The 18,111-nt window shown below is 69.6% G+C and carries 18 protein-coding genes; 17 read left to right on the top strand and 1 reads right to left on the bottom strand.

What is annotated here, in order from left to right:
* Positions 1 to 105: 105 nt before the first annotated feature.
* From dop to prcA, 5 genes are all read left to right on the top strand, one after another.
* Positions 106 to 1,617 carry a depupylase/deamidase Dop gene (gene dop / locus ACZ4VI_RS10485; RefSeq protein ID WP_467998519.1) on the top strand — a complete coding sequence of 504 codons (1,512 nt, stop codon included), beginning with the start codon at positions 106 to 108 and terminating at the stop codon, positions 1,615 to 1,617.
* 147 nt (positions 1,618 to 1,764) lie between these two features.
* A complete protein-coding gene (locus ACZ4VI_RS10480) occupies positions 1,765 to 1,977 on the top strand; it encodes a ubiquitin-like protein Pup (RefSeq protein WP_030494396.1) in 213 nt (70 codons plus the stop codon).
* 46 nt (positions 1,978 to 2,023) lie between these two features.
* Positions 2,024 to 2,629 carry an endonuclease VII domain-containing protein gene (locus ACZ4VI_RS10475; protein ID WP_467998831.1) on the top strand — a complete coding sequence of 202 codons (606 nt, stop codon included), beginning with the start codon at positions 2,024 to 2,026 and terminating at the stop codon, positions 2,627 to 2,629.
* Positions 2,581 to 3,420, top strand: coding sequence for a proteasome subunit beta (prcB, locus tag ACZ4VI_RS10470; RefSeq protein ID WP_467998517.1), 840 nt, complete (start codon positions 2,581 to 2,583; stop codon positions 3,418 to 3,420). Before ACZ4VI_RS10475 ends, prcB begins: the two co-directional genes overlap by 49 nt.
* Positions 3,421 to 3,465: 45 nt before the next feature.
* Complete coding sequence (prcA, locus tag ACZ4VI_RS10465) at positions 3,466 to 4,227, top strand: proteasome subunit alpha (protein ID WP_467998515.1); 762 nt, start codon at positions 3,466 to 3,468, stop codon at positions 4,225 to 4,227.
* A gap of 62 nt (positions 4,228 to 4,289) precedes the next feature.
* Here the strand turns inward: prcA and ACZ4VI_RS10460 are convergent, their stop codons facing one another.
* Positions 4,290 to 5,306: a LacI family DNA-binding transcriptional regulator gene (locus tag ACZ4VI_RS10460; protein WP_467998513.1), complete on the bottom strand. Its 1,017-nt coding sequence runs from the start codon at positions 5,304 to 5,306 to the stop codon at positions 4,290 to 4,292.
* Positions 5,307 to 5,429: 123 nt separating this feature from the next.
* Here ACZ4VI_RS10460 and ACZ4VI_RS10455 point away from each other — a divergent pair, with 123 nt between their 5' ends.
* From ACZ4VI_RS10455 to ACZ4VI_RS10400, 12 genes are all read left to right on the top strand, one after another.
* On the top strand, positions 5,430 to 6,752 hold the full coding sequence (locus tag ACZ4VI_RS10455) for an MFS transporter (protein WP_467998511.1): 1,323 nt from the start codon (positions 5,430 to 5,432) through the stop codon (positions 6,750 to 6,752).
* A gap of 9 nt (positions 6,753 to 6,761) precedes the next feature.
* Positions 6,762 to 8,123 carry a Pup--protein ligase gene (gene pafA / locus ACZ4VI_RS10450; RefSeq protein WP_137990376.1) on the top strand — a complete coding sequence of 454 codons (1,362 nt, stop codon included), beginning with the start codon at positions 6,762 to 6,764 and terminating at the stop codon, positions 8,121 to 8,123.
* 495 nt (positions 8,124 to 8,618) lie between these two features.
* Positions 8,619 to 9,584, top strand: coding sequence for an FKBP-type peptidyl-prolyl cis-trans isomerase (locus ACZ4VI_RS10445; RefSeq protein WP_467998509.1), 966 nt, complete (start codon positions 8,619 to 8,621; stop codon positions 9,582 to 9,584).
* 52 nt (positions 9,585 to 9,636) lie between these two features.
* Complete coding sequence (locus ACZ4VI_RS10440) at positions 9,637 to 10,017, top strand: FKBP-type peptidyl-prolyl cis-trans isomerase (RefSeq protein ID WP_467998507.1); 381 nt, start codon at positions 9,637 to 9,639, stop codon at positions 10,015 to 10,017.
* Between the two features lie 126 nt (positions 10,018 to 10,143).
* The gene (locus ACZ4VI_RS10435) at positions 10,144 to 11,100 is read left to right on the top strand and encodes a helix-turn-helix transcriptional regulator (RefSeq protein WP_467998505.1); all 957 of its coding nucleotides are present in this window, start codon (positions 10,144 to 10,146) and stop codon (positions 11,098 to 11,100) included.
* A gap of 16 nt (positions 11,101 to 11,116) precedes the next feature.
* Positions 11,117 to 12,067 carry a helix-turn-helix transcriptional regulator gene (locus tag ACZ4VI_RS10430; protein ID WP_467998503.1) on the top strand — a complete coding sequence of 317 codons (951 nt, stop codon included), beginning with the start codon at positions 11,117 to 11,119 and terminating at the stop codon, positions 12,065 to 12,067.
* A gap of 179 nt (positions 12,068 to 12,246) precedes the next feature.
* Positions 12,247 to 12,510, top strand: a complete 264-nt coding sequence (locus ACZ4VI_RS10425; RefSeq protein WP_385155088.1) for a CpXC domain-containing protein — start codon at positions 12,247 to 12,249, stop codon at positions 12,508 to 12,510.
* 48 nt (positions 12,511 to 12,558) lie between these two features.
* Positions 12,559 to 12,756: a hypothetical protein gene (locus tag ACZ4VI_RS10420; protein ID WP_467998500.1), complete on the top strand. Its 198-nt coding sequence runs from the start codon at positions 12,559 to 12,561 to the stop codon at positions 12,754 to 12,756.
* A 184-nt stretch (positions 12,757 to 12,940) separates the two neighbouring features.
* On the top strand, positions 12,941 to 13,225 hold the full coding sequence (gene tatA / locus ACZ4VI_RS10415; RefSeq protein WP_137990383.1) for a Sec-independent protein translocase subunit TatA: 285 nt from the start codon (positions 12,941 to 12,943) through the stop codon (positions 13,223 to 13,225).
* 104 nt (positions 13,226 to 13,329) lie between these two features.
* Positions 13,330 to 14,232 carry a twin-arginine translocase subunit TatC gene (tatC, locus tag ACZ4VI_RS10410; protein WP_467998829.1) on the top strand — a complete coding sequence of 301 codons (903 nt, stop codon included), beginning with the start codon at positions 13,330 to 13,332 and terminating at the stop codon, positions 14,230 to 14,232.
* A 44-nt stretch (positions 14,233 to 14,276) separates the two neighbouring features.
* Positions 14,277 to 15,176: a diacylglycerol kinase gene (locus ACZ4VI_RS10405; RefSeq protein ID WP_467998498.1), complete on the top strand. Its 900-nt coding sequence runs from the start codon at positions 14,277 to 14,279 to the stop codon at positions 15,174 to 15,176.
* A gap of 63 nt (positions 15,177 to 15,239) precedes the next feature.
* The gene (locus ACZ4VI_RS10400) at positions 15,240 to 18,068 is read left to right on the top strand and encodes a DEAD/DEAH box helicase (RefSeq protein ID WP_467998496.1); all 2,829 of its coding nucleotides are present in this window, start codon (positions 15,240 to 15,242) and stop codon (positions 18,066 to 18,068) included.
* The last annotated feature ends 43 nt before the right edge of the window (positions 18,069 to 18,111 follow it).

Here is an 18,111-nt window from a genome sequence, read left to right as displayed (position 1 = left end):
GAGAATGACGTAATCGATCTCCCCACCGGCGCGGAGTCGCTCTAGGCTCGTCGGTACTTGTAGCGCCGCACCCGAAGGGGAGCGCCGCCGGGCAAGGAGGGCCGCATGACCGTACGGCGAGTAATGGGCATCGAAACGGAGTACGGGATCTCCGTTCCGGGCCACCCGAACGCCAATGCCATGCTCACCTCGTCCCAGATCGTCAACGCCTACGCGGCGGCGATGCACCGGGCGCGCCGCGCCCGCTGGGACTTCGAGGAGGAGAACCCGCTGCGGGACGCCCGCGGCTTCGACCTCGCCCGCGAGGCCGCCGACTCCAGCCAGCTCACCGACGAGGACATCGGCCTGGCCAACGTGATCCTCACCAACGGAGCCCGGCTCTACGTCGACCACGCCCACCCCGAATACAGCGCCCCCGAGGTCACCAACCCCCGCGACGCCGTCCTCTGGGACAAAGCCGGCGAACGGATCATGGCAGAAGCCGCCGAGCGGGCCGCCCAGCTCCCCGGCGCCCAGCCCATCCACCTCTACAAGAACAACACCGACAACAAGGGCGCCTCCTACGGCACCCACGAGAACTACCTCATGAAGCGGGAGACGCCCTTCTCGGACATCGTCCGCCACCTCACCCCCTTCTTCGTCTCCCGCCAGGTCGTCACCGGCGCCGGACGAGTCGGCATCGGCCAGGACGGCCGCGAACACGGCTTCCAGATCAGCCAGCGCGCCGACTACTTCGAAGTCGAGGTCGGCCTGGAGACCACCCTCAAACGGCCCATCATCAACACCCGCGACGAGCCCCACGCCGACGCCGAGAAGTACCGCCGACTCCACGTGATCATCGGCGACGCCAACCTCTCGGAGATCTCCACCTACCTCAAGCTGGGCACGACCGCCCTGGTCCTCTCCATGATCGAGGACTCGTTCATCAACGTCGACCTCGCCGTCGACCAGCCCGTCCGCACCCTCCACCAGGTCTCCCACGACCCCGGACTCCAGCACCTCGTCACGCTCCGCAGCGGCCGCACACTCACCGCGGTCCAGCTCCAGATGGAGTACTTCGAGCTGGCCAGGAAGTACGTCGAGGAGCGCTACGGCGTCGACGCCGACGAACAGACCAAGGACGTCCTGATCCGCTGGGAGGACACCCTCAACCGGCTCGAGAACGACCCGATGAGCCTGGCCGGCGAACTGGACTGGATCGCCAAGCGCGAACTCATGGAGGGCTACCGCCGGCGCGACAGCCTCGACTGGGACGCCGCCCGGCTCCACCTCGTGGACCTCCAGTACGCCGACGTACGCCCCGAGAAGGGCCTGTACAACCGCCTGGCGGCCCGCGGGCGCATGAAGCGCCTTCTGGACGAACCCGAGGTCGAAAGGGCCGAGACGAAGCCTCCGGAGGACACCAGGGCCTACTTCCGTGGCCGCTGCCTGGACCAGTACGCGGACGACGTGGCGGCCGCGTCCTGGGATTCGGTCATCTTCGACCTCCCGGGCCGCGACTCCCTCCAGCGCGTACCGACCCTGGAGCCCCTGCGGGGTACCCGGAACCACGTCAAGGAACTCCTGGACCGGTGCAGGACGGCGGAGGAGCTGGTCCGCGTCCTTTCCGGCGGATGATGCGCGGCTGAAATGGCCGGGCACTGGGAATCATGGGACTAGTGCCCGGACGTTGTACCAAACTGCGGGGCCGAAGTCAGACCTGGCTTGTAGGGTCTGATCTTGAGAGACCCAACCGAGCGGGCCGATTCGAGCGGGGTGAGGGATATGGCGACCAAGGACACCGGCGGCGGACAGCAGAAGGCGACGCGTTCCACGGAGGAGGTCGAGGAAACGACCACGGAGGCAAGCTCCGACCTCAAGGAACGCCAGGAGAAGCTGAGCGACGACGTGGACTCTGTGCTGGACGAGATCGACGACGTCCTCGAGGAGAATGCCGAGGATTTCGTTCGAAGCTTCGTGCAAAAAGGTGGTCAGTGACGGCCAGAAGGCCGTTTCGCCTTCGATTTGAAGAGTGGCGCAAGGGGTGGGAGTGTCCGAGGCGTTCAAGCATTGCCGCGGCTGCGGGCGGGACTTACCGTCGGCCGACTTCGCGAAGGATCGGAATCGCGGAGACGGCTTGCAGCCGAGATGCAGGGAATGCGTCGCCGCATACAGTGCGGAGCGCTACCGGCAGCGGCAGGCGGCCATCGGCAAGGTCGTCCGGGAGAAGGTGGCGGTGCCGGAGGGATGGAAGCTCTGCCGGCAGTGCGGTGAGGTCAAGCCGCACAGCGAGTGGCATCGCAACTCCACTGCCTCGGACGGCCTCTCTACCCGGTGCAAGGCGTGCCGAAAGGTGCAGGGCCGGGCCGGCCACCTGAAGCGTTCCTACGGCATCACCGAGGCCCAGCGCGACGAGATGATCAAGGCGCAGATGGGTATCTGCACCATCTGCCTGGCCGCCCCGGCAGTCCATGTTGATCATTGTCACGAGACGGGTAGGGTCCGTGGCGTACTGTGCTTCAACTGCAATTCGGCCATCGGCAAGTTGGGTGACGATCCCGACACCTTGCGGCGGGCCATCTCATACTTGGAGGGACACGCGTGGAAGCCAACACTCGTAGCACCGGGCGTCTACCAGCTGCCTTCCTGACGCCGGGGTCGTCCTCGTTCCTGGACTTCCTGTCCGCTCACTCGCCGGACCTGTTGCCGGGGAACCGGAAGCTGCCCGAGGGGGTCGTGGAGGCGCCGCATGGGACGACGATCGTCGCTGTGACGTTTCCCGGTGGTGTGGTGCTCGCCGGTGACCGGCGGGCGACCATGGGCAACATGATCGCCCAGCGGGACATCGAGAAGGTCTTCCCGGCCGACGAGTACTCGGCCGTGGGCATCGCCGGTACCGCCGGTCTCGCGATCGAGATGGTCAAGCTGTTCCAGCTGGAGCTGGAGCACTTCGAGAAGGTGGAGGGCGCGACGCTCTCCCTGGAGGGCAAGGCGAACCGTCTGTCCACGATGATCCGCGGCAATCTCGGTATGGCCATGCAGGGTCTGGCCGTCGTGCCGCTCTTCGCCGGCTGGGACGAGGGCAAGGAGAAGGGCCGGATCTTCTCGTACGACGTGACTGGTGGCCGTTCCGAGGAGCATGGCTTCGCCGCTACGGGGTCCGGTTCGGTCTTCGCCCGGGGTTCGATGAAGAAGTTGTACCGTCCGGATCTGACGGAGGAGCAGGCCGCGACGCTGGTCGTGCAGGCCTTGTACGACGCTGCCGACGACGACTCGGCGACGGGCGGTCCGGACCTGTACCGCCATATCTATCCGATCGTCACCGTCATCACCGAGGAGGGCTTCCGCAGGCTCACCGAGGCGGAGTCCTCGGCGCTCGCCCGCTCGGTCACCGATCGGCGTCTGGAGCAGCCCGACGGCCCGCGCGCGGCTCTGCTCTGATCCCTCGTCGTCCGTAGATTCCCAGAAGAAAGGGACGGGTAGCCGGTGTCGACTCCGTTCTATGTCTCACCCCAGCAGGCCATGGCCGACCGGGCGGAGTACGCCCGTAAGGGCATTGCCCGTGGCCGCAGTCTGGTCGTCCTGCAGTACACCGATGGCATTGTGTTCGTCGGCGAGAACCCGTCCCGGGCGCTGCACAAGTTCAGTGAGATCTATGACCGGATCGCGTTTGCCGCGGCCGGCAAGTACAACGAGTACGAGAATCTCCGTATCGGTGGTGTGCGCTATGCCGATCTGCGGGGTTACACCTATGACCGGGACGATGTGACGGCCCGGGGTCTGGCGAATGTGTATGCGCAGACGCTGGGCACGATCTTCTCCAGTGCCGGTGAGAAGCCGTACGAGGTGGAGCTGGTCGTTGCCGAGGTCGGCGAGGAGCCTGAGGGTGACCAGATCTACCGGCTTCCGCACGACGGGTCGATCGTGGACGAGCATGGTTCGGTCGCGGTCGGTGGGAACGCGGAGCAGATCAGCAGTTTCCTCGACCAGCGGCACCGCGACGGGATGTCGCTTGCCGAGGCGTTGAAGCTGGCCGTGCAGGCTCTGTCGCGGGACACCAACGGCAGTGAGCGGGAGATTCCCGCGGAGCGTCTGGAGGTGGCGGTTCTGGACCGCAAGCGTCCGCAGGCGCGCAAGTTCAAGCGGATCGTGGGGCGTCAGCTGGCGCGCCTGCTGGACGCGGACAATGCGGCGATCGCGAAGACGGACGAGCCGTCGGACGAGATCGCGGAGGACTCGGAGGAGTAGATCCTTCGAGAGTGTGTGGCGAAGGCCCCGGCCCGCGGAAGCGGGTCGGGGCCTCGTCGTGTTCAGGCTGGTGCCGGGCCTGTGGAGTGGCGTGTCATGAGGGTGACCGGGAGGTCGCCGTGTTCGGGGTTCTTGCCGGCGAGGACGGCGAGGAGGGCGGCCATGCCGCGTTCGCCGATGCGTTCGGCGGGGAGTCGGACGGTGGTGAGTTCGGGTTCCAGGGCGGTGGCGAGGGCCAGGTCGTCGAAGCCGGTGATGGAGATGTCCTCGGGGATGCGCAGGCCGAGCCGACGGACTGCCTTGCAGGCGCCGGCGGCGAGGATGTCGTCGTCGCAGATCAGGGCGGTGGGTCGGGGGCCGGGGCCGGTGAGGGCGTGTTCGGTGGCGGTGCGGGCGCCCTCGACGTCGAGGGGTGCGTGGACGGTCCGTACGGTGGCGTCGCGCAGTGCGTGGGCGAGGGCGGCGGCGCGGACGTCGAAGGTCCAGGACGGGACGGCCGAGGCGAGGTGGATGAAGCGGCGGTGGCCGAGGGCGAGGAGGTGTGTGGTGACCTGGCGCATTCCGTCGGCGATGTCGAGGTTGACGTGGGCGGCGGCTGCGGTGTCGGAGGGGTCGCTGTCGAGCATGACGAGTGGCAGGTCGGTGCCGTGGAAGGCCTTGAGGGCGTCGGTGGCCATGGAGGAGGCGATGATGCCGTCGAGTGCGGCGCGTGCGGAGGCGAAGGGGTCTTTGGCGGGGCCGATGCCGTCGGGGGAGGGGTAGAGGACGACGCCGAAGCCGTGGCGGGCGGCGACGGTGGCCGCGCCGGTGTAGACGCGGGCGAAGAACTCGTTGGTGAGGGCCGGGACGACGAGCAGTGCGGTCCTGGTGCGGCCGAGGCGGAGGTTGCGGGCGGCGAGATTCGGCCGGTATCCGAGTGCGCGGGCGGCTTCGCGCACGGTGTCGGCGGTGCGTTCGGAGACGCGGCCGCGCCATTTGTCGCCGAGGACGAGGGAGACGGTGGCTTGTGACACCCCGGCGGTCCTGGCGACGTCCCGGCTGGTGGGCCGTGGCGTGCCGGGGGATTCTGGGGTCTGCACTGGTGCCTCCGCGAGGGGGTGGTCGCTGCCCGTGGGGTGGACCCGTGGGATGGCGCCATGGTACGTATGACGCCGGACGTTATACGTAAAACCTCGGGGGTCGCCGGGGGAGAGGAGACGGGCATGGCCACCGAGGCCGAGGAGAGCGGCGGCTATCTCGACATCCTCAGGGCCCGGCACGCCCTGCGGCTGCTCACCGGCACCCTGGTCGGCCGGCTGCCCAACGGCACCGGGCCCATCGCGATCGTGCTCTTCGTCCGTTCCGAGGGCGGTAGCTACAGCCTGGCGGGCGGGCTGACCGCCGCGTACGGCATCGCCACCGCCGTCGGGCAGCCGTTCCTGGGCCGCGCCGTCGACCTGAAGGGTCAGCCGCGCGTTCAGCTCCCCGCGGCGCTCATATCGGCCCTCGGCATGATCGTCCTGGCCGTGGCCGGAATCAGTCCCCTCGTCCTCGCCTACGCGGCGGTCGTCGTCGCCGGACTGTTCACCCCGCCGCTCGAAGGCGGACTGCGTGCCCTGTGGCCGAGCGTCCTCGGCCGGGAGGACCGGGTTCACCGGGCGTACGCGCTGGACGCCGTCGCCCAGGAAGTCATGTTCACCGTGGGGCCGTTGCTGGTGACGCTGCTGGTGGCTCTCTGGTCGCCGGCCGCCGCCCTGCTCGTCATCAACGTCGTCGGTGTGCTCGGGGCGCTCTCCGTGGTCCTCTCCGAGCCCTCGCGCGCGTGGCGCTCGGCGCCTCGGGAGGCCCACTGGCTCGGCGCCCTGCGTTCGCCCGGCCTGCTGGCCCTGCTCGGCTCGTTCTTCTTCGTCGGGCTCGCGCTCGGCTCGATCACCGTCGCGGGCCTCGCGTACGCCGATGACCGGGGCAACGAGGCGGCGTACGGCTGGCTGATGGCCGCGCTCGGCCTCGGCGCGCTGATCGGCGGTGTCCTCTACGGCGCGCGCCGCTGGGCCGGTGTCCCCGAGCGGCGGCTGCGGGTCATCGTCGGTCTGCTGGCCCTCGGCTATCTGCCGCTCATGCTCACCCCCGGTGTCGTGCCGATGACGGCCCTGGCGGCGCTGTCCGGCGTCTTCCTGGCCCCGGCTCTCGCCTGCGGCTTCATCGTCGTGGACCGGCACGCGCCCGGCGGCACCGTCACCGAGGCCTTCTCCTGGCTCGTCACCACCTTCGGCGTAGGGGCGGCGCTCGGTTCGGCCGTCGCCGGGCCGGCCGTCGAACTCGCCGGAACGACGGCGGGCTTCGCCGTCGCCGGTGCCGGCGGGTGCGTGGCCCTGCTGGTCCTGCTGGTCACCGGCCGGGTGCTCGGCGCGCCCGGCGGCGGCGTGCGACACGCCGTCAGCGCGGGCACCGGCGGGACCGGGCAGGCCGGAAAGAACGCGCACTCATCGGAAAATGATCGAAACGGGGCTGTCGAACCCGGTTTCAGCTCAGGCCATCAGGCGTAATGTTCAGACATGGACCGCCGCATTTTCGGGCTGGAGAACGAGTACGGCGTCACGTGCACGTTCAGGGGACAGCGCCGACTGTCTCCTGACGAAGTGGCGCGCTACCTCTTCCGCCGTGTTGTGTCATGGGGCCGCAGCAGCAATGTCTTCCTGCGGAACGGCGCCCGCCTGTACCTGGACGTGGGTTCGCATCCGGAATACGCAACACCGGAATGCGACAACGTGACCGAGCTGGTCACGCACGACAAGGCCGGCGAGCGCATTCTCGAAGGCTTGCTCGTCGACGCCGAACGTCGCCTGCACGAGGAGGGAATCGCGGGCGACGTCTATCTCTTCAAGAACAACACCGACTCGGCGGGAAACTCCTACGGCTGCCACGAGAACTATCTCGTCGCCCGGCACGGAGAGTTCTCCCGGCTCGCGGACATCCTCATTCCGTTCCTCGTCACCCGACAGCTCATCTGCGGCGCCGGCAAGGTGCTGCAGACCCCGCGCGGCGCGGTGTACTGCGTCTCCCAGCGGGCCGAGCACATCTGGGAGGGCGTCAGCTCCGCGACGACCCGTTCCCGGCCCATCATCAACACGCGGGACGAGCCGCACGCGGACGCCGAGCGTTACCGCCGGCTGCACGTCATCGTCGGTGACTCGAACATGTCCGAGACGACGATGCTGCTGAAGGTCGGCGCCACCGATCTCGTCCTGCGCATGATCGAGGCGGGCACCGTGATGCGCGACCTGACGCTGGAGAACCCGATCCGGGCCATCCGTGAGGTCAGCCACGACATCACCGGTCAGCGCAAGGTCCGCCTCGCCAGCGGCCGCGAGGCCTCCGCTCTGGAGGTGCAGCGCGAGTACTACGAGAAGGCCGCCGACTTCGTCGACCGCCGGGGCATCCGTACGGGTACGGTCGCCCAGGTCCTGGAGCTGTGGGGTCGCACGCTGGACGCCATCGAGGCGGAGGACCTCGACCGGATCGGCACCGAGATCGACTGGGTCATGAAGTACAAGCTCATCGAGCGGTACCGGGCGAAGAACAACATGACCATGTCGCACCCCCGGGTCGCGCAGATAGACCTCGCGTACCACGACATCCACCGCCGTCGCGGGCTCTACTACCTCCTGGAGCGGAAGGGGCAGGCGGCGCGGATCTGCAACGACCTGAAGATCTTCGAGGGCAAGTCCGTGCCCCCGCAGACCACCAGGGCGCGGTTGCGCGGCGACTTCATCCGCCGGGCGCAGGAGCAGCGGCGGGACTTCACCGTCGACTGGGTCCACCTCAAGCTCAACGACCAGGCGCAGCGCACCGTGTTGTGCAAGGACCCGTTCCGGTCGGTCGACGACCGGGTGGAGAAGCTGATCGCCGGAATGTGATCCCGGAGTCGGCCCGCCACGGCTGATGGCGCGCGGCCGGGGAGGAAGTGACCTGGACCGCCGGCCGCAGAGGTGCCGCCGGCCTGCAGAGGTGCGAGTTCACGCTCGCATCCTTGGACGCAGGCCGGCGGCACCTTTCTGCGTGTGGGGCCGGGCAGCGCCGACGGCGTCAAGTACGTGACGGAGGAGGCCCCCGCCAAGAACACGTTCGCGAAGGGAACGTCCCTCTTCGTGTTCGGCAGCGTGCGGGAGGCCGTCGACTCGGAGACGGTGCCGGCGATCACGCCGCACTTCGTGTATCGGGAGTCCGGGGCGACGCTCGTGGACGCCACGTACGCGAACGGGTCGAGCGCGGCACGCGTGAGCCAGGGGGGAGCTCCGGGCGCAGGTGCGTGCGCCCCGGGTATCGCCGAACCCGTAGGGGGCTTGGGCCGCACCGTAGAGTGGGCGCGTTCCCATTTGCCTCGACTCCCAGTTGGACTGATGAACTACAACATGAAGCGACGTATTGCCGCCGTCCTGGCCGTGCCCGCCCTGCTGTTCACCGCCGCGTGTGGTTCGGACTCGGAGTCGGATACGTCGGCAGGCGCTGTGGCCGAGGTCAAGGGGAAGTTCGGCGCCCAGCCCGAGATCTCCATCCCGAAGGACACGGAGGCCGCCGACAAGACGGTGATCAAGACCGTGTCGGAGGGCACCGGGGCCGAGGTCAAGAAGGGCGACTTCGTCCGGCTGGACTGGATGGTCGAGAAGTGGAAGGGCGCCGAGCTGCTCGGGGGCACGTGGTCCCAGCAGCCGGCCGACGCCAAGGCGCCGCGGCGCCAGGCCGTCGAGCGCATCGGTCAGCCCAGCCAGCAGCTGCCGGAGAAGATCCTCAACTCGGTCGAGGGCAAGAAGGCCGGCAGCCGCATCCTGCTGCAGGGCACGGCGGGCGATCTGGTCGGCCAGGGCCTCAACCCCCAGTCGGGTCTGACCGAGGCCGACACCCTGGTCTGGGTCGTCGACGTGGTGGGAGCGGCCACGGTCGACTCCAAGGCCGAGGTCAAGGGGCAGCAGGCCGCGCCCGCGGCGGGGATGCCCGAAGTGAAGGCACCGTCGCAGCAGGCCGCCACGATCACCATCCCCAAGGGTGAAAAGGCCCCCACCGGGCTGAAGGAGCAGGTGCTCATCAAGGGCACGGGTCCGAAGGTCGAGGCCGGACAGGGCCTGATCGCCCAGTACACCGGTGTGAAGTGGGAGGACGGCAAGAAGTTCGACTCCTCCTGGGACCACGGCGGCGCCACCGCCTTCCAGATCGGTACCGGCTCCGTCGTGCAGGGCTGGGACCAGGGCCTCGTGGGCAAGAACGTCGGGGACCGCGTGCTCCTCGTGATCCCGCCGTCGCTCGGCTACGGCGCCAACCCCTCCAGCGAGCTGGCGAAGAACACACTGGTCTTCTCCGTCGACATCCTCGGCACGGTCTGATCGGCGATCTGGGAGACTGTCCGTCGCACGCAACGCTAGAAGGAGCACAGTAGTGAGCATCGAGAAGCCCGAGGTCGACTTCCCGGGTGGCGAGCCGCCGGCCGATCTGGAGATCAAGGACATCTGGGAGGGCGACGGCGAGGTGGCCGGCGCCGGTGACTTCGTCAAGGTCCACTACGTGGGTGTGGCCTTCTCCACCGGTGAGGAGTTCGACGCCTCCTGGAACCGTGGCAACCCGCTGGGCTTCCAGCTCGGTGTCGGCCAGGTCATCCAGGGCTGGGACAAGGGCGTGCAGGGCATGAAGGTCGGCGGCCGCCGCCAGCTGGTCATCCCCGCGCACCTCGCCTACGGCGACCGTGGCGCCGGCGACAAGATCGGCCCCGGCGAGACGCTGATCTTCGTCTGCGACCTGGTCGGCGTCACCAAGCGCTGACCGGATCCGCTCGAACGAGGGCCCATGCCGTTCTAGGCATGGGCCCTCGGCTTTTGCCACGACACCCCGGGGCGGTACGGTCGGATGTCCCAGAAGTCAATCCGGCAGAAGAGGTGCAGGGCGTCGATGGCGATTGCCAAGGCCGAGCGGCTGATGAATCTGGCCCTCTGCCTGCTCGGGACCCGCAGGCCGTTGAGCAAGCGTGAGCTGCGCGGGTCGATCGAGGCCTATATGGAAGCCGGCACCGACGACTCCTTCAACCGGATGTTCGAGCGCGACAAGGACGATCTGCGCGAGCTCGGCCTGGTCATCGAGACCGTCGAGAACCTGGAGGGGGAGACCGGCTACCTGGCCCGCCGCGACTCCAACCGCCTCCCGCCGATCACCCTCGACGCCGAGGAGGCCGCAGCGCTCGGGCTGGCCGCCAAGGTCTGGCAGCAGGCGCGGCTCGCCGGGGCCGCCAGCGGCGCGCTGCAGAAGCTCCGCGCGGCAGGCATGCCCGAGGCCGAGGACTCGTACGACATCCAGCACAGCGCCCTCGAGCCGCGCATCCCGGTCCACGAGGCCGCCTTCGAGCCCCTGATGCTGGCCTGCCGCGACCGGCGCCCGGTCGTCTTCGACTACCGCAAGGCGACGGCGGCCCGCCCCGAGACCCGCCAGGTCGAGCCGTGGACGCTGGAGTGCTGGCGCGGCCACTGGTATCTGGCCGGCTGGGACCGCGACCGCGGCGCCGAGCGCGTCTTCCGCCTCTCCCGTATCACCGGCAAGGTCCGCTCCCGGGCCGGCGCGTTCACCGCGCCCGTGCCCGACGTCGTCACCGTCCGCGAGACCGTGGAGAGCTGGGCCGGCGAGACCGCCACCCGCTCCGCCCGGATCCGGCTGCGCGCCGGCTGCGGCTACCCGCTGCGGGCCCGCGCCCAGTCCGTACGGGAGGGCGCGGACGGCTGGGACGAGCTGGAGATTCCGTACGGGCACGGCCTGGACGCCTGGCTCGTGGAGTTCGGTCCCGATGTCGTCGTACTGGAGCCCGCGGACCTGCGGGCCGACGTAGTGGACCGGCTGCGCGCCGTGGCCAAGGGCTGAAGGGGAGACATACAGCATGGCTGCGAACGCGATCGACCAGACGAGGCGGATGCTCTCCCTCGTCACCTACCTGCGGGAACGCCCTGGCGCGCATGTCGCCGACGTGGCCCGTGCCTTCGGGATCACCGAGGACGAGCTGATCTCGGACCTCGACGTGCTGCCGATGTGCGGCACGAGCTTCCGCGGCGGCGACCTGCTCGACATCGACACCGACGGCGACCGGATCTGGTGGCACAACCCCGATGACGTGGCCGAGCCGCTGCGGCTGGCCGCCGACGAGGCGACGGCGCTGCTGGTCGCCGCGCGGGCCGTGGCGACGCTGCCCGGGCTGCGCGAGAGCGACCGGGAGGCCCTGCTGCGGGCCACCGCCAAGCTGGAGACCGCGGCCGGTGAGGTCGCCGGGGCGAGCGCAAGGCTCTCGGTCACCTTCGAGTCCGAGGGCGGTGTCTTCGCCGAGGTGGACCGGGCGATCTCGGAGCGCAGGCGCCTGTGGGTGCGGTACTACTCGCCCGCTCGTGACGAGCTGACCGAGCGCGAGGTCGATCCGATCCGGCTGTTCGCCGTCGGCCACACCTACATGGAGGCGTGGTGCAGGCTCTCCGAGGCGCGCCGCACCTTCCGTCTCGACCGGGTCGCGGAGATCCGGATCCTGGACGAGCAGTCCGCTCCGCCCGAGATCGAGCTGCGGGATCTGTCGGAGGGGCTCGTCCAGCCGTCCGCCGACGACCCCGAGGTCGTCGTCGAGGTGGGCCCCGGTGGCCGCTGGGTCGCGGAGTACTACCCGCACGACCGGGCCGACGAGCTGCCCGACGGCGGGCTGCGCATCACGCTGCGGACGCCCGCCCCCGCCTCGTTGCGACGCCTCGCGCTGCGGCTCGGCAGCGACGGGCGGATCGTCTCCCCGCAGGACCTCGCCGACAGCGCGAGGGAGGCGGCGACCGCGGCGCTCGCCGCCTACGAGGGGTAGGCCTGAGTCTCCTCAGGCAAGGGGAATGTGACATTCCCCGCCGAGTCGACGCAGTTGCACATGGGGCCGGTGGACGGCCCCATGTTCGCCTGAGATCACGGGAATCACAGCGCGGGAAGCAGAGCGCCGGACCAGAGCACCGACCCAGAGCACGGAACCAGAGCGCGGGAACGAGAGGGATGAGGGAAATGTCCGTGATGCACGGAATGACGGCATCGATCGCACCGGTCCTCTTCAAGGCCGCCTGCCCCGACTGCCGTGCCCGCTTCGAGCTCTCCGCGGGAGCCCTGCGCCTCGCCATCGGCGCCAGCCGCCGTACGACGTTCTACTCCTTCACCTGCCCCGAGTGCGGCAGTTCCGTCCGCAAGCCCGCCGGGGAGCGGATCGTCGAACTCCTCACCGGGGGCGGCGTCCGCACGCTGCGCCTGCACTCCACCGTCTGACGCCCCGTCCGACACCCTCCTCATCCGGACAACCTCTAGGCTCGGCTCATGTTCTGGCCCATGCTCGCCATCGCTCTCGGATTCCTCGGCATCGCCGTCCTCGGCATCCTCGGCATCAAGGTCTTCCTGGAGGCCCAGCGGCTCGGCCGCCAAGTCGCCCATACCACCGAGCGCATCAACCGCGCCGCCGGCGACCTCGAACGGGCCGCCTCCGACCTGGCCAGGACCGGCGAAGCGCTGCGCTGAGACCGTGCCGTACGCTGCTCAGGGCGGCCCGAGAGGGGTGCGCGGGCTGCAATCGCGAGTATGCACAGGCATTGCCCCACGTTTACTCCTGCGGGTTACGATCGCAGACAGCACGGTGGCCGGACGCTTGTCCGACCCGCCGGACAAGCACTCCATGTCGCCTCGGTGAAGAAGGTAAACAGCTATGGGTAGGCTCGGCCCCACCGAGATCATTCTGATCCTCGTCGTCATCATCCTGCTGTTCGGCGCCAAGAAGCTCCCGGACATGGCCCGTTCGCTGGGCAAGTCGGCCCGCATCCTCAAGAGCGAGGCCAAGGCGATGAAGTCGGACGACCAGCAGAGCGCCCCCGCCGACCCGCCGACCCCCGGCACCCCGGACCAGGCCGCCCCGCGGACGATCCAGGCCGCGCCCGGCGACGTGACCAGCTCGCGTCCCGTCACCGAGCCCTCGGACACCACCAAGCGCTGACCCGGTCCGCCGCGGCCGCCGCACGGAGCGGCGGCTGCCGCACGAGATGAGGACGTGGGTTGCTCAAGTCTGCCCGCAAGCAGGAGAAGGACCCCGAGGGCCGGATGCCCCTCGTGGAGCACCTGCGTGAGCTTCGCAACCGCATGGCGAAGGGCCTCCTTGCCATCGCCGCGGTCACCGTCGTGGCCCTCGTGTACAGCGAGGAGCTGATGCAGTTCCTGACGAAGTCGGTGCCCAAGTGCGGGCCCGGCGTCACAAGCGACGGCGGAAACTGCGCGATCGTCTCCTTCAACACGCTGATCGCGCCGTTCAGCACGACGATCCAGGTCAGCCTCGTGACCGGCCTCGTCGTCGCGAGCCCGATCTGGCTGTACCAGCTCTGGGCCTTCATCGCGCCCGGCCTGCACAGGAACGAGAAGAAGTACACCTACGCCTTCGTCGGCGCCGCGGTCCCGCTGTTCACCGCCGGTGCCTACCTCGCGTACCTCATCCTCCCCATCAGCGTGAAGGTCCTGATCAGCCTCACGCCCGGCGGATCGGCGAACATCCTGTCCCTCGGTGACGTCCTCGACTTCACCCTGCGCATGGTGCTCGTCTTCGGGATCGCCTTCGAGCTGCCGCTCGTCCTCGTGATGCTGAACCTCACCGGTGTCCTCACCGGCCGCAGGATGGCCGGCTGGTGGCGCGGCGTGATCATGGGCGTCTTCGTCTTCGGCGCCGTCATCACCCCGACCACCGACCCCGTCGGCATGATCGCCCTCGCCGGGCCGATCACCGTCCTGTACTTCGGGGCCGTCGGCTTCTCGCTCCTCAACGACCGGCGCCGGGCCCGCAACAACCCCGATGCCGAGCTCGGCGACGACGAGGCCTCCAGCCTCGACCTCACCCCCGAGGCCGTCGGATCCGTCGAACCCGTGAGCGCCACCCGCGCGCTGCCCGAGCAGTCCGGCGGCGAGGCCGACGGCGGCAGAGCGCTCCGGCCCGGCAGTTACGACGACATCACCTGATCTTGTAGGGTCCTCCCCCCCAGACTCCGTCCGGGGGGACACCCATGACCAGCGAGATCACCCTCTTCGTCAATCCCACCGCGGGACGCGGCCGGGGCGCGCACGCCGCGCAGCCGGCCGCTCGCGCGCTCAGGGACGCCGGATTCTCCGTCCGTACCGTCCTCGGCGCCGACGCCGGCGACGCGCTGCGGCGCGCCCGTGAGGCCGTCGCGGGCGGAACGGGCGCTCTGGTCGCCGTCGGCGGCGACGGCATGGTCTCCCTCGCCCTCCAGGCCCTGGCCGGCATCCGTACCCCTCTTGGGGTGGTGGCCGTCGGCACCGGAAACGACTTCGCCCGCTCCCTCGGTCTGCCGGTCCGCGAACCGGCGGCCGCCGGCCGGCTGGCCGCGGAGCTCCTCAAGAGCGGCGGTGGACGCGACATCGACCTCGGCAGGGTCGGCGACCGCTGGTTCGGGACCGTCCTCGCCTCCGGCTTCGACTCGCGGGTCAACGACCGCGGCAACCGCATGCGGCTGCCCGTGGGCCGTTTCAGGTACGACCTCGCCATGATCGCCGAGCTCGCCGCGTTCCGGCCCGTGACGTATCGCCTCACCCTCGACGACGGCACCGAGCGGCAGGTCGAGGCCACGCTCGTGGCCGTGGGCAACGGCACCTCGTACGGCGGCGGCATGCGGATCTGCGCCGGAGCACGCATGGACGACGGCCTCTTCGACGTCACCGTCGTCGGCGCCTGCAGCCGTACGACGCTGATCAAGGTCTTCCCGCGGGTCTACCGCGGCACCCACCTCGACCACCCGGCGGTCACCGTCCACCGCGCCCGCTCCCTCACCCTCGACGCTCCCGGGATCACCGGCTACGCCGACGGCGAGCCCCTCGGACCGCTGCCGCTGACCGCCGAGTCCATACCCGGCGCGCTGCGGGTCCTGGCGCCCCCGGCCCCGTAGGAAATCCGTCCCTCGTTAAAGATCGCGTCACTGTCAGAGGTGGCGGGTAGGCTCGACAGCAAGATGACAGAGGACCTCACACCAGCCGAAGCGTACGCAGCTGCCCGGGCCCGCAACGCCGAGCAGGCCACTGCGCTGGCCCCCTTCCGCGAGATGTACGAGTTCGGTCTGGACCCCTTCCAGATCGAGGCCTGCCAGGCCCTCGAAGCGGGCAAAGGCGTGCTCGTCGCCGCGCCCACGGGCTCGGGCAAGACCATCGTCGGCGAGTTCGCCGTCCACCTCGGCCTGCTCCAAGGGCGCAAGTGCTTCTACACGACGCCCATCAAGGCGCTGTCGAACCAGAAGTACGCCGACCTCGTGAAGCGGTACGGACCCGGCAAGGTCGGGCTGCTCACCGGCGACAACAGCATCAATGGGGACGCCCCGATCATCGTCATGACCACCGAGGTCCTCCGCAACATGCTGTACGCGGGGTCCCAGGCCCTCAGCGGCCTCGGCTACGTGGTCATGGACGAGGTGCACTACCTCTCGGACCGCTTCCGCGGCGCCGTCTGGGAGGAAGTGATCATCCACCTCCCCGAATCGGTCACGCTGGTCTCACTCTCCGCGACGGTCTCCAACGCGGAGGAGTTCGGCGACTGGCTGGACACCGTCCGTGGCGACACCGAGGTCATCGTCTCCGAGAGCCGCCCCGTGCCGCTCTGGCAGCACGTCCTCGCCGGCCGGCGGATGTACGACCTCTTCGAGGAGGAGACCGACCACGGCGGCCGCGGCGCGTCCCGCCGCGAGGTCAACCCCGACCTGCTGCGCCTGGCACGCACCGAGAACTCCCGTACGTACAACCCGCGCGAGCGGCGCCGCGGCAAGATGATCCGCGAGGCCGACAGGGAGCGCGAGCGCCGTCAGCGCTCCCGCATCTGGACGCCCGGAAGGCCCGAGGTCATCGACCGCCTCGACGCCGAAGGGCTCCTGCCCGCCATCACCTTCATCTTCAGCCGGGCCGGCTGCGAGGCGGCCGTCCAGCAGTGCCTCTACGCCGGGCTGCGGCTCAACAACGACGAGGCCCGGCAGCGCGTCCGCGAGATCGTCGAGGAGCGCACCGCCGCCATCCCCTCCGAAGACCTCCACGTCCTCGGGTACTACGAGTGGCTGGAAGCCCTCGAGCGCGGCATCGCCGCACACCACGCCGGCATGCTTCCCACGTTCAAGGAGGTCGTGGAGGAGCTGTTCGTCCGCGGCCTCGTCAAGGCGGTCTTCGCGACCGAGACCCTCGCGCTGGGCATCAACATGCCCGCCCGTTCCGTGATCCTGGAGAAGCTGGTCAAGTGGAACGGCGAACAGCACGCCGACATCACCCCCGGTGAGTACACCCAGCTCACCGGCCGCGCCGGACGGCGCGGCATCGACGTCGAGGGACATGCCGTCGTCCTCTGGCAGCGCGGCCTGGACCCCGGCCACCTCGCCGGACTGGCGGGCACGCGCACGTACCCGCTGCGCTCCAGCTTCAAGCCGTCGTACAACATGGCGGTCAACCTGGTCGATCAGTTCGGCCGCCACCGCTCGCGCGAGCTCCTCGAGACCTCGTTCGCGCAGTTCCAGGCGGACCGGTCCGTCGTCGGCATCTCCCGCCAGGTCCAGAGGAACGAAGAGGGCCTCGCCGGATACCGGGAGGGCATGACCTGCCACCTCGGAGACTTCGAGGAGTATGCGCGGCTGCGCCGCGACCTCAAGGACCGCGAGACCGAACTGGCCAAGCAGGGCGCCGCACAGCGCCGCGCCGCGGCCGCCGCCTCGCTGGAGAAGCTCAAGACGGGCGACGTCATCCACGTGCCCACGGGCAAGTTCGCCGGACTCGCCCTCGTCCTCGACCCGGGCATCCCGGCCGGGCGGACCAACGGCCACCGCGGCTTCGAGCAGCACGACGGGCCGCGCCCGCTCGTGCTCACCGCCGAACGGCAGGTCAAGCGGCTGGCCTCGATCGACTTCCCGATCCCGGTCGAGGCCATGGAGCGCATGAGGATCCCCAAGTCCTTCAACCCGCGCTCCCCGCAGTCCCGTCGGGACCTCGCCTCCGCCCTGCGCACCAAGGCCGCACACCTGAACCCGGAGCGGCACCGCAGGGAGCGCGCGGCCGCCGCCGACGACCGCGAGATCAACCGGCTCCGTACGGCGCTGCGCGCGCACCCCTGTCACGGCTGTGACGAGCGGGAGGACCACGCGCGCTGGGCCGAGCGCTACCACCGGCTGCAGCGTGACACCCGGCAGCTGGAGCGGCGCATCGAGGGCCGGACGAACACCATCGCCCGCACCTTCGACCGGATCGTCGCGCTCCTCACCGAGCTCGACTATCTGCGCGGCGACGACGTCACCGACAACGGCAAGCGGCTCGCCCGGCTCTACGGCGAACTCGACCTGCTGGCCAGTGAGTGCCTGCGCGACGGCGTCTGGGAGGGCCTGACCCCGCCCGAACTGGCGGCGTGCGTGTCGGCGTTGGTGTTCGAGGCGCGGCAGTCCGACGACGCCGTGCCGCCGAAGCTTCCCACCGGGAACGCCAAGGCCGCGCTCGGCGAGATGGTGCGGATCTGGGGGCGTCTTGACGCCCTGGAGGAAGAGTTCAAAATCAGCCAGGCGGAGGGCGTCGGACAGCGCGAACCCGACCTCGGCTTCGCCTGGGCCGCCTACCAGTGGGCCTCCGACAAGGGGCTCGACGAGGTGCTGCGGGAGGCGGAGATGCCCGCCGGCGACTTCGTGCGCTGGTGCAAGCAGGTCATCGACGTCCTCGGGCAGATCGCGGCCGCCGCACCGAAGGAGAACAGCACGGTCGCGAAGAACGCGCGCAAGGCGGTGGAGTCGCTGCTGAGGGGTGTCGTGGCGTACAGCTCGGTGGGCTGACGCGCTCCTGCTCCTCCTGAAGTCGCCTGTGGGGGCCTGTGGT

The sequence above is a fragment of the Streptomyces sp. NPDC029169 genome (genome assembly GCF_055563935.1).
The sequence above is the reverse complement of the archived record's forward strand: the minus strand, read 5'-3'. Positions and strand labels throughout refer to the sequence as shown.

Excerpts from the sequence above, each read along its gene's own strand:
- dop (WP_467998519.1), top strand. The coding sequence starts at position 106 with ATGACCGTACGGCGAGTAATGGGCATCGAAACGGAGTACGGGATCTCC.
- ACZ4VI_RS10480 (WP_030494396.1), top strand. The coding sequence starts at position 1,765 with ATGGCGACCAAGGACACCGGCGGCGGACAGCAGAAGGCGACGCGTTCC.
- ACZ4VI_RS10455 (WP_467998511.1), top strand. The coding sequence starts at position 5,430 with ATGGCCACCGAGGCCGAGGAGAGCGGCGGCTATCTCGACATCCTCAGG.
- pafA (WP_137990376.1), top strand. The coding sequence starts at position 6,762 with ATGGACCGCCGCATTTTCGGGCTGGAGAACGAGTACGGCGTCACGTGC.
- ACZ4VI_RS10445 (WP_467998509.1), top strand. The coding sequence starts at position 8,619 with ATGAAGCGACGTATTGCCGCCGTCCTGGCCGTGCCCGCCCTGCTGTTC.
- ACZ4VI_RS10435 (WP_467998505.1), top strand. The coding sequence starts at position 10,144 with ATGGCGATTGCCAAGGCCGAGCGGCTGATGAATCTGGCCCTCTGCCTG.
- ACZ4VI_RS10430 (WP_467998503.1), top strand. The coding sequence starts at position 11,117 with ATGGCTGCGAACGCGATCGACCAGACGAGGCGGATGCTCTCCCTCGTC.
- ACZ4VI_RS10425 (WP_385155088.1), top strand. The coding sequence starts at position 12,247 with ATGAGGGAAATGTCCGTGATGCACGGAATGACGGCATCGATCGCACCG.
- ACZ4VI_RS10420 (WP_467998500.1), top strand. The coding sequence starts at position 12,559 with ATGTTCTGGCCCATGCTCGCCATCGCTCTCGGATTCCTCGGCATCGCC.
- tatA (WP_137990383.1), top strand. The coding sequence starts at position 12,941 with ATGGGTAGGCTCGGCCCCACCGAGATCATTCTGATCCTCGTCGTCATC.
- tatC (WP_467998829.1), top strand. The coding sequence starts at position 13,330 with ATGCCCCTCGTGGAGCACCTGCGTGAGCTTCGCAACCGCATGGCGAAG.
- ACZ4VI_RS10405 (WP_467998498.1), top strand. The coding sequence starts at position 14,277 with ATGACCAGCGAGATCACCCTCTTCGTCAATCCCACCGCGGGACGCGGC.
- ACZ4VI_RS10400 (WP_467998496.1), top strand. The coding sequence starts at position 15,240 with ATGACAGAGGACCTCACACCAGCCGAAGCGTACGCAGCTGCCCGGGCC.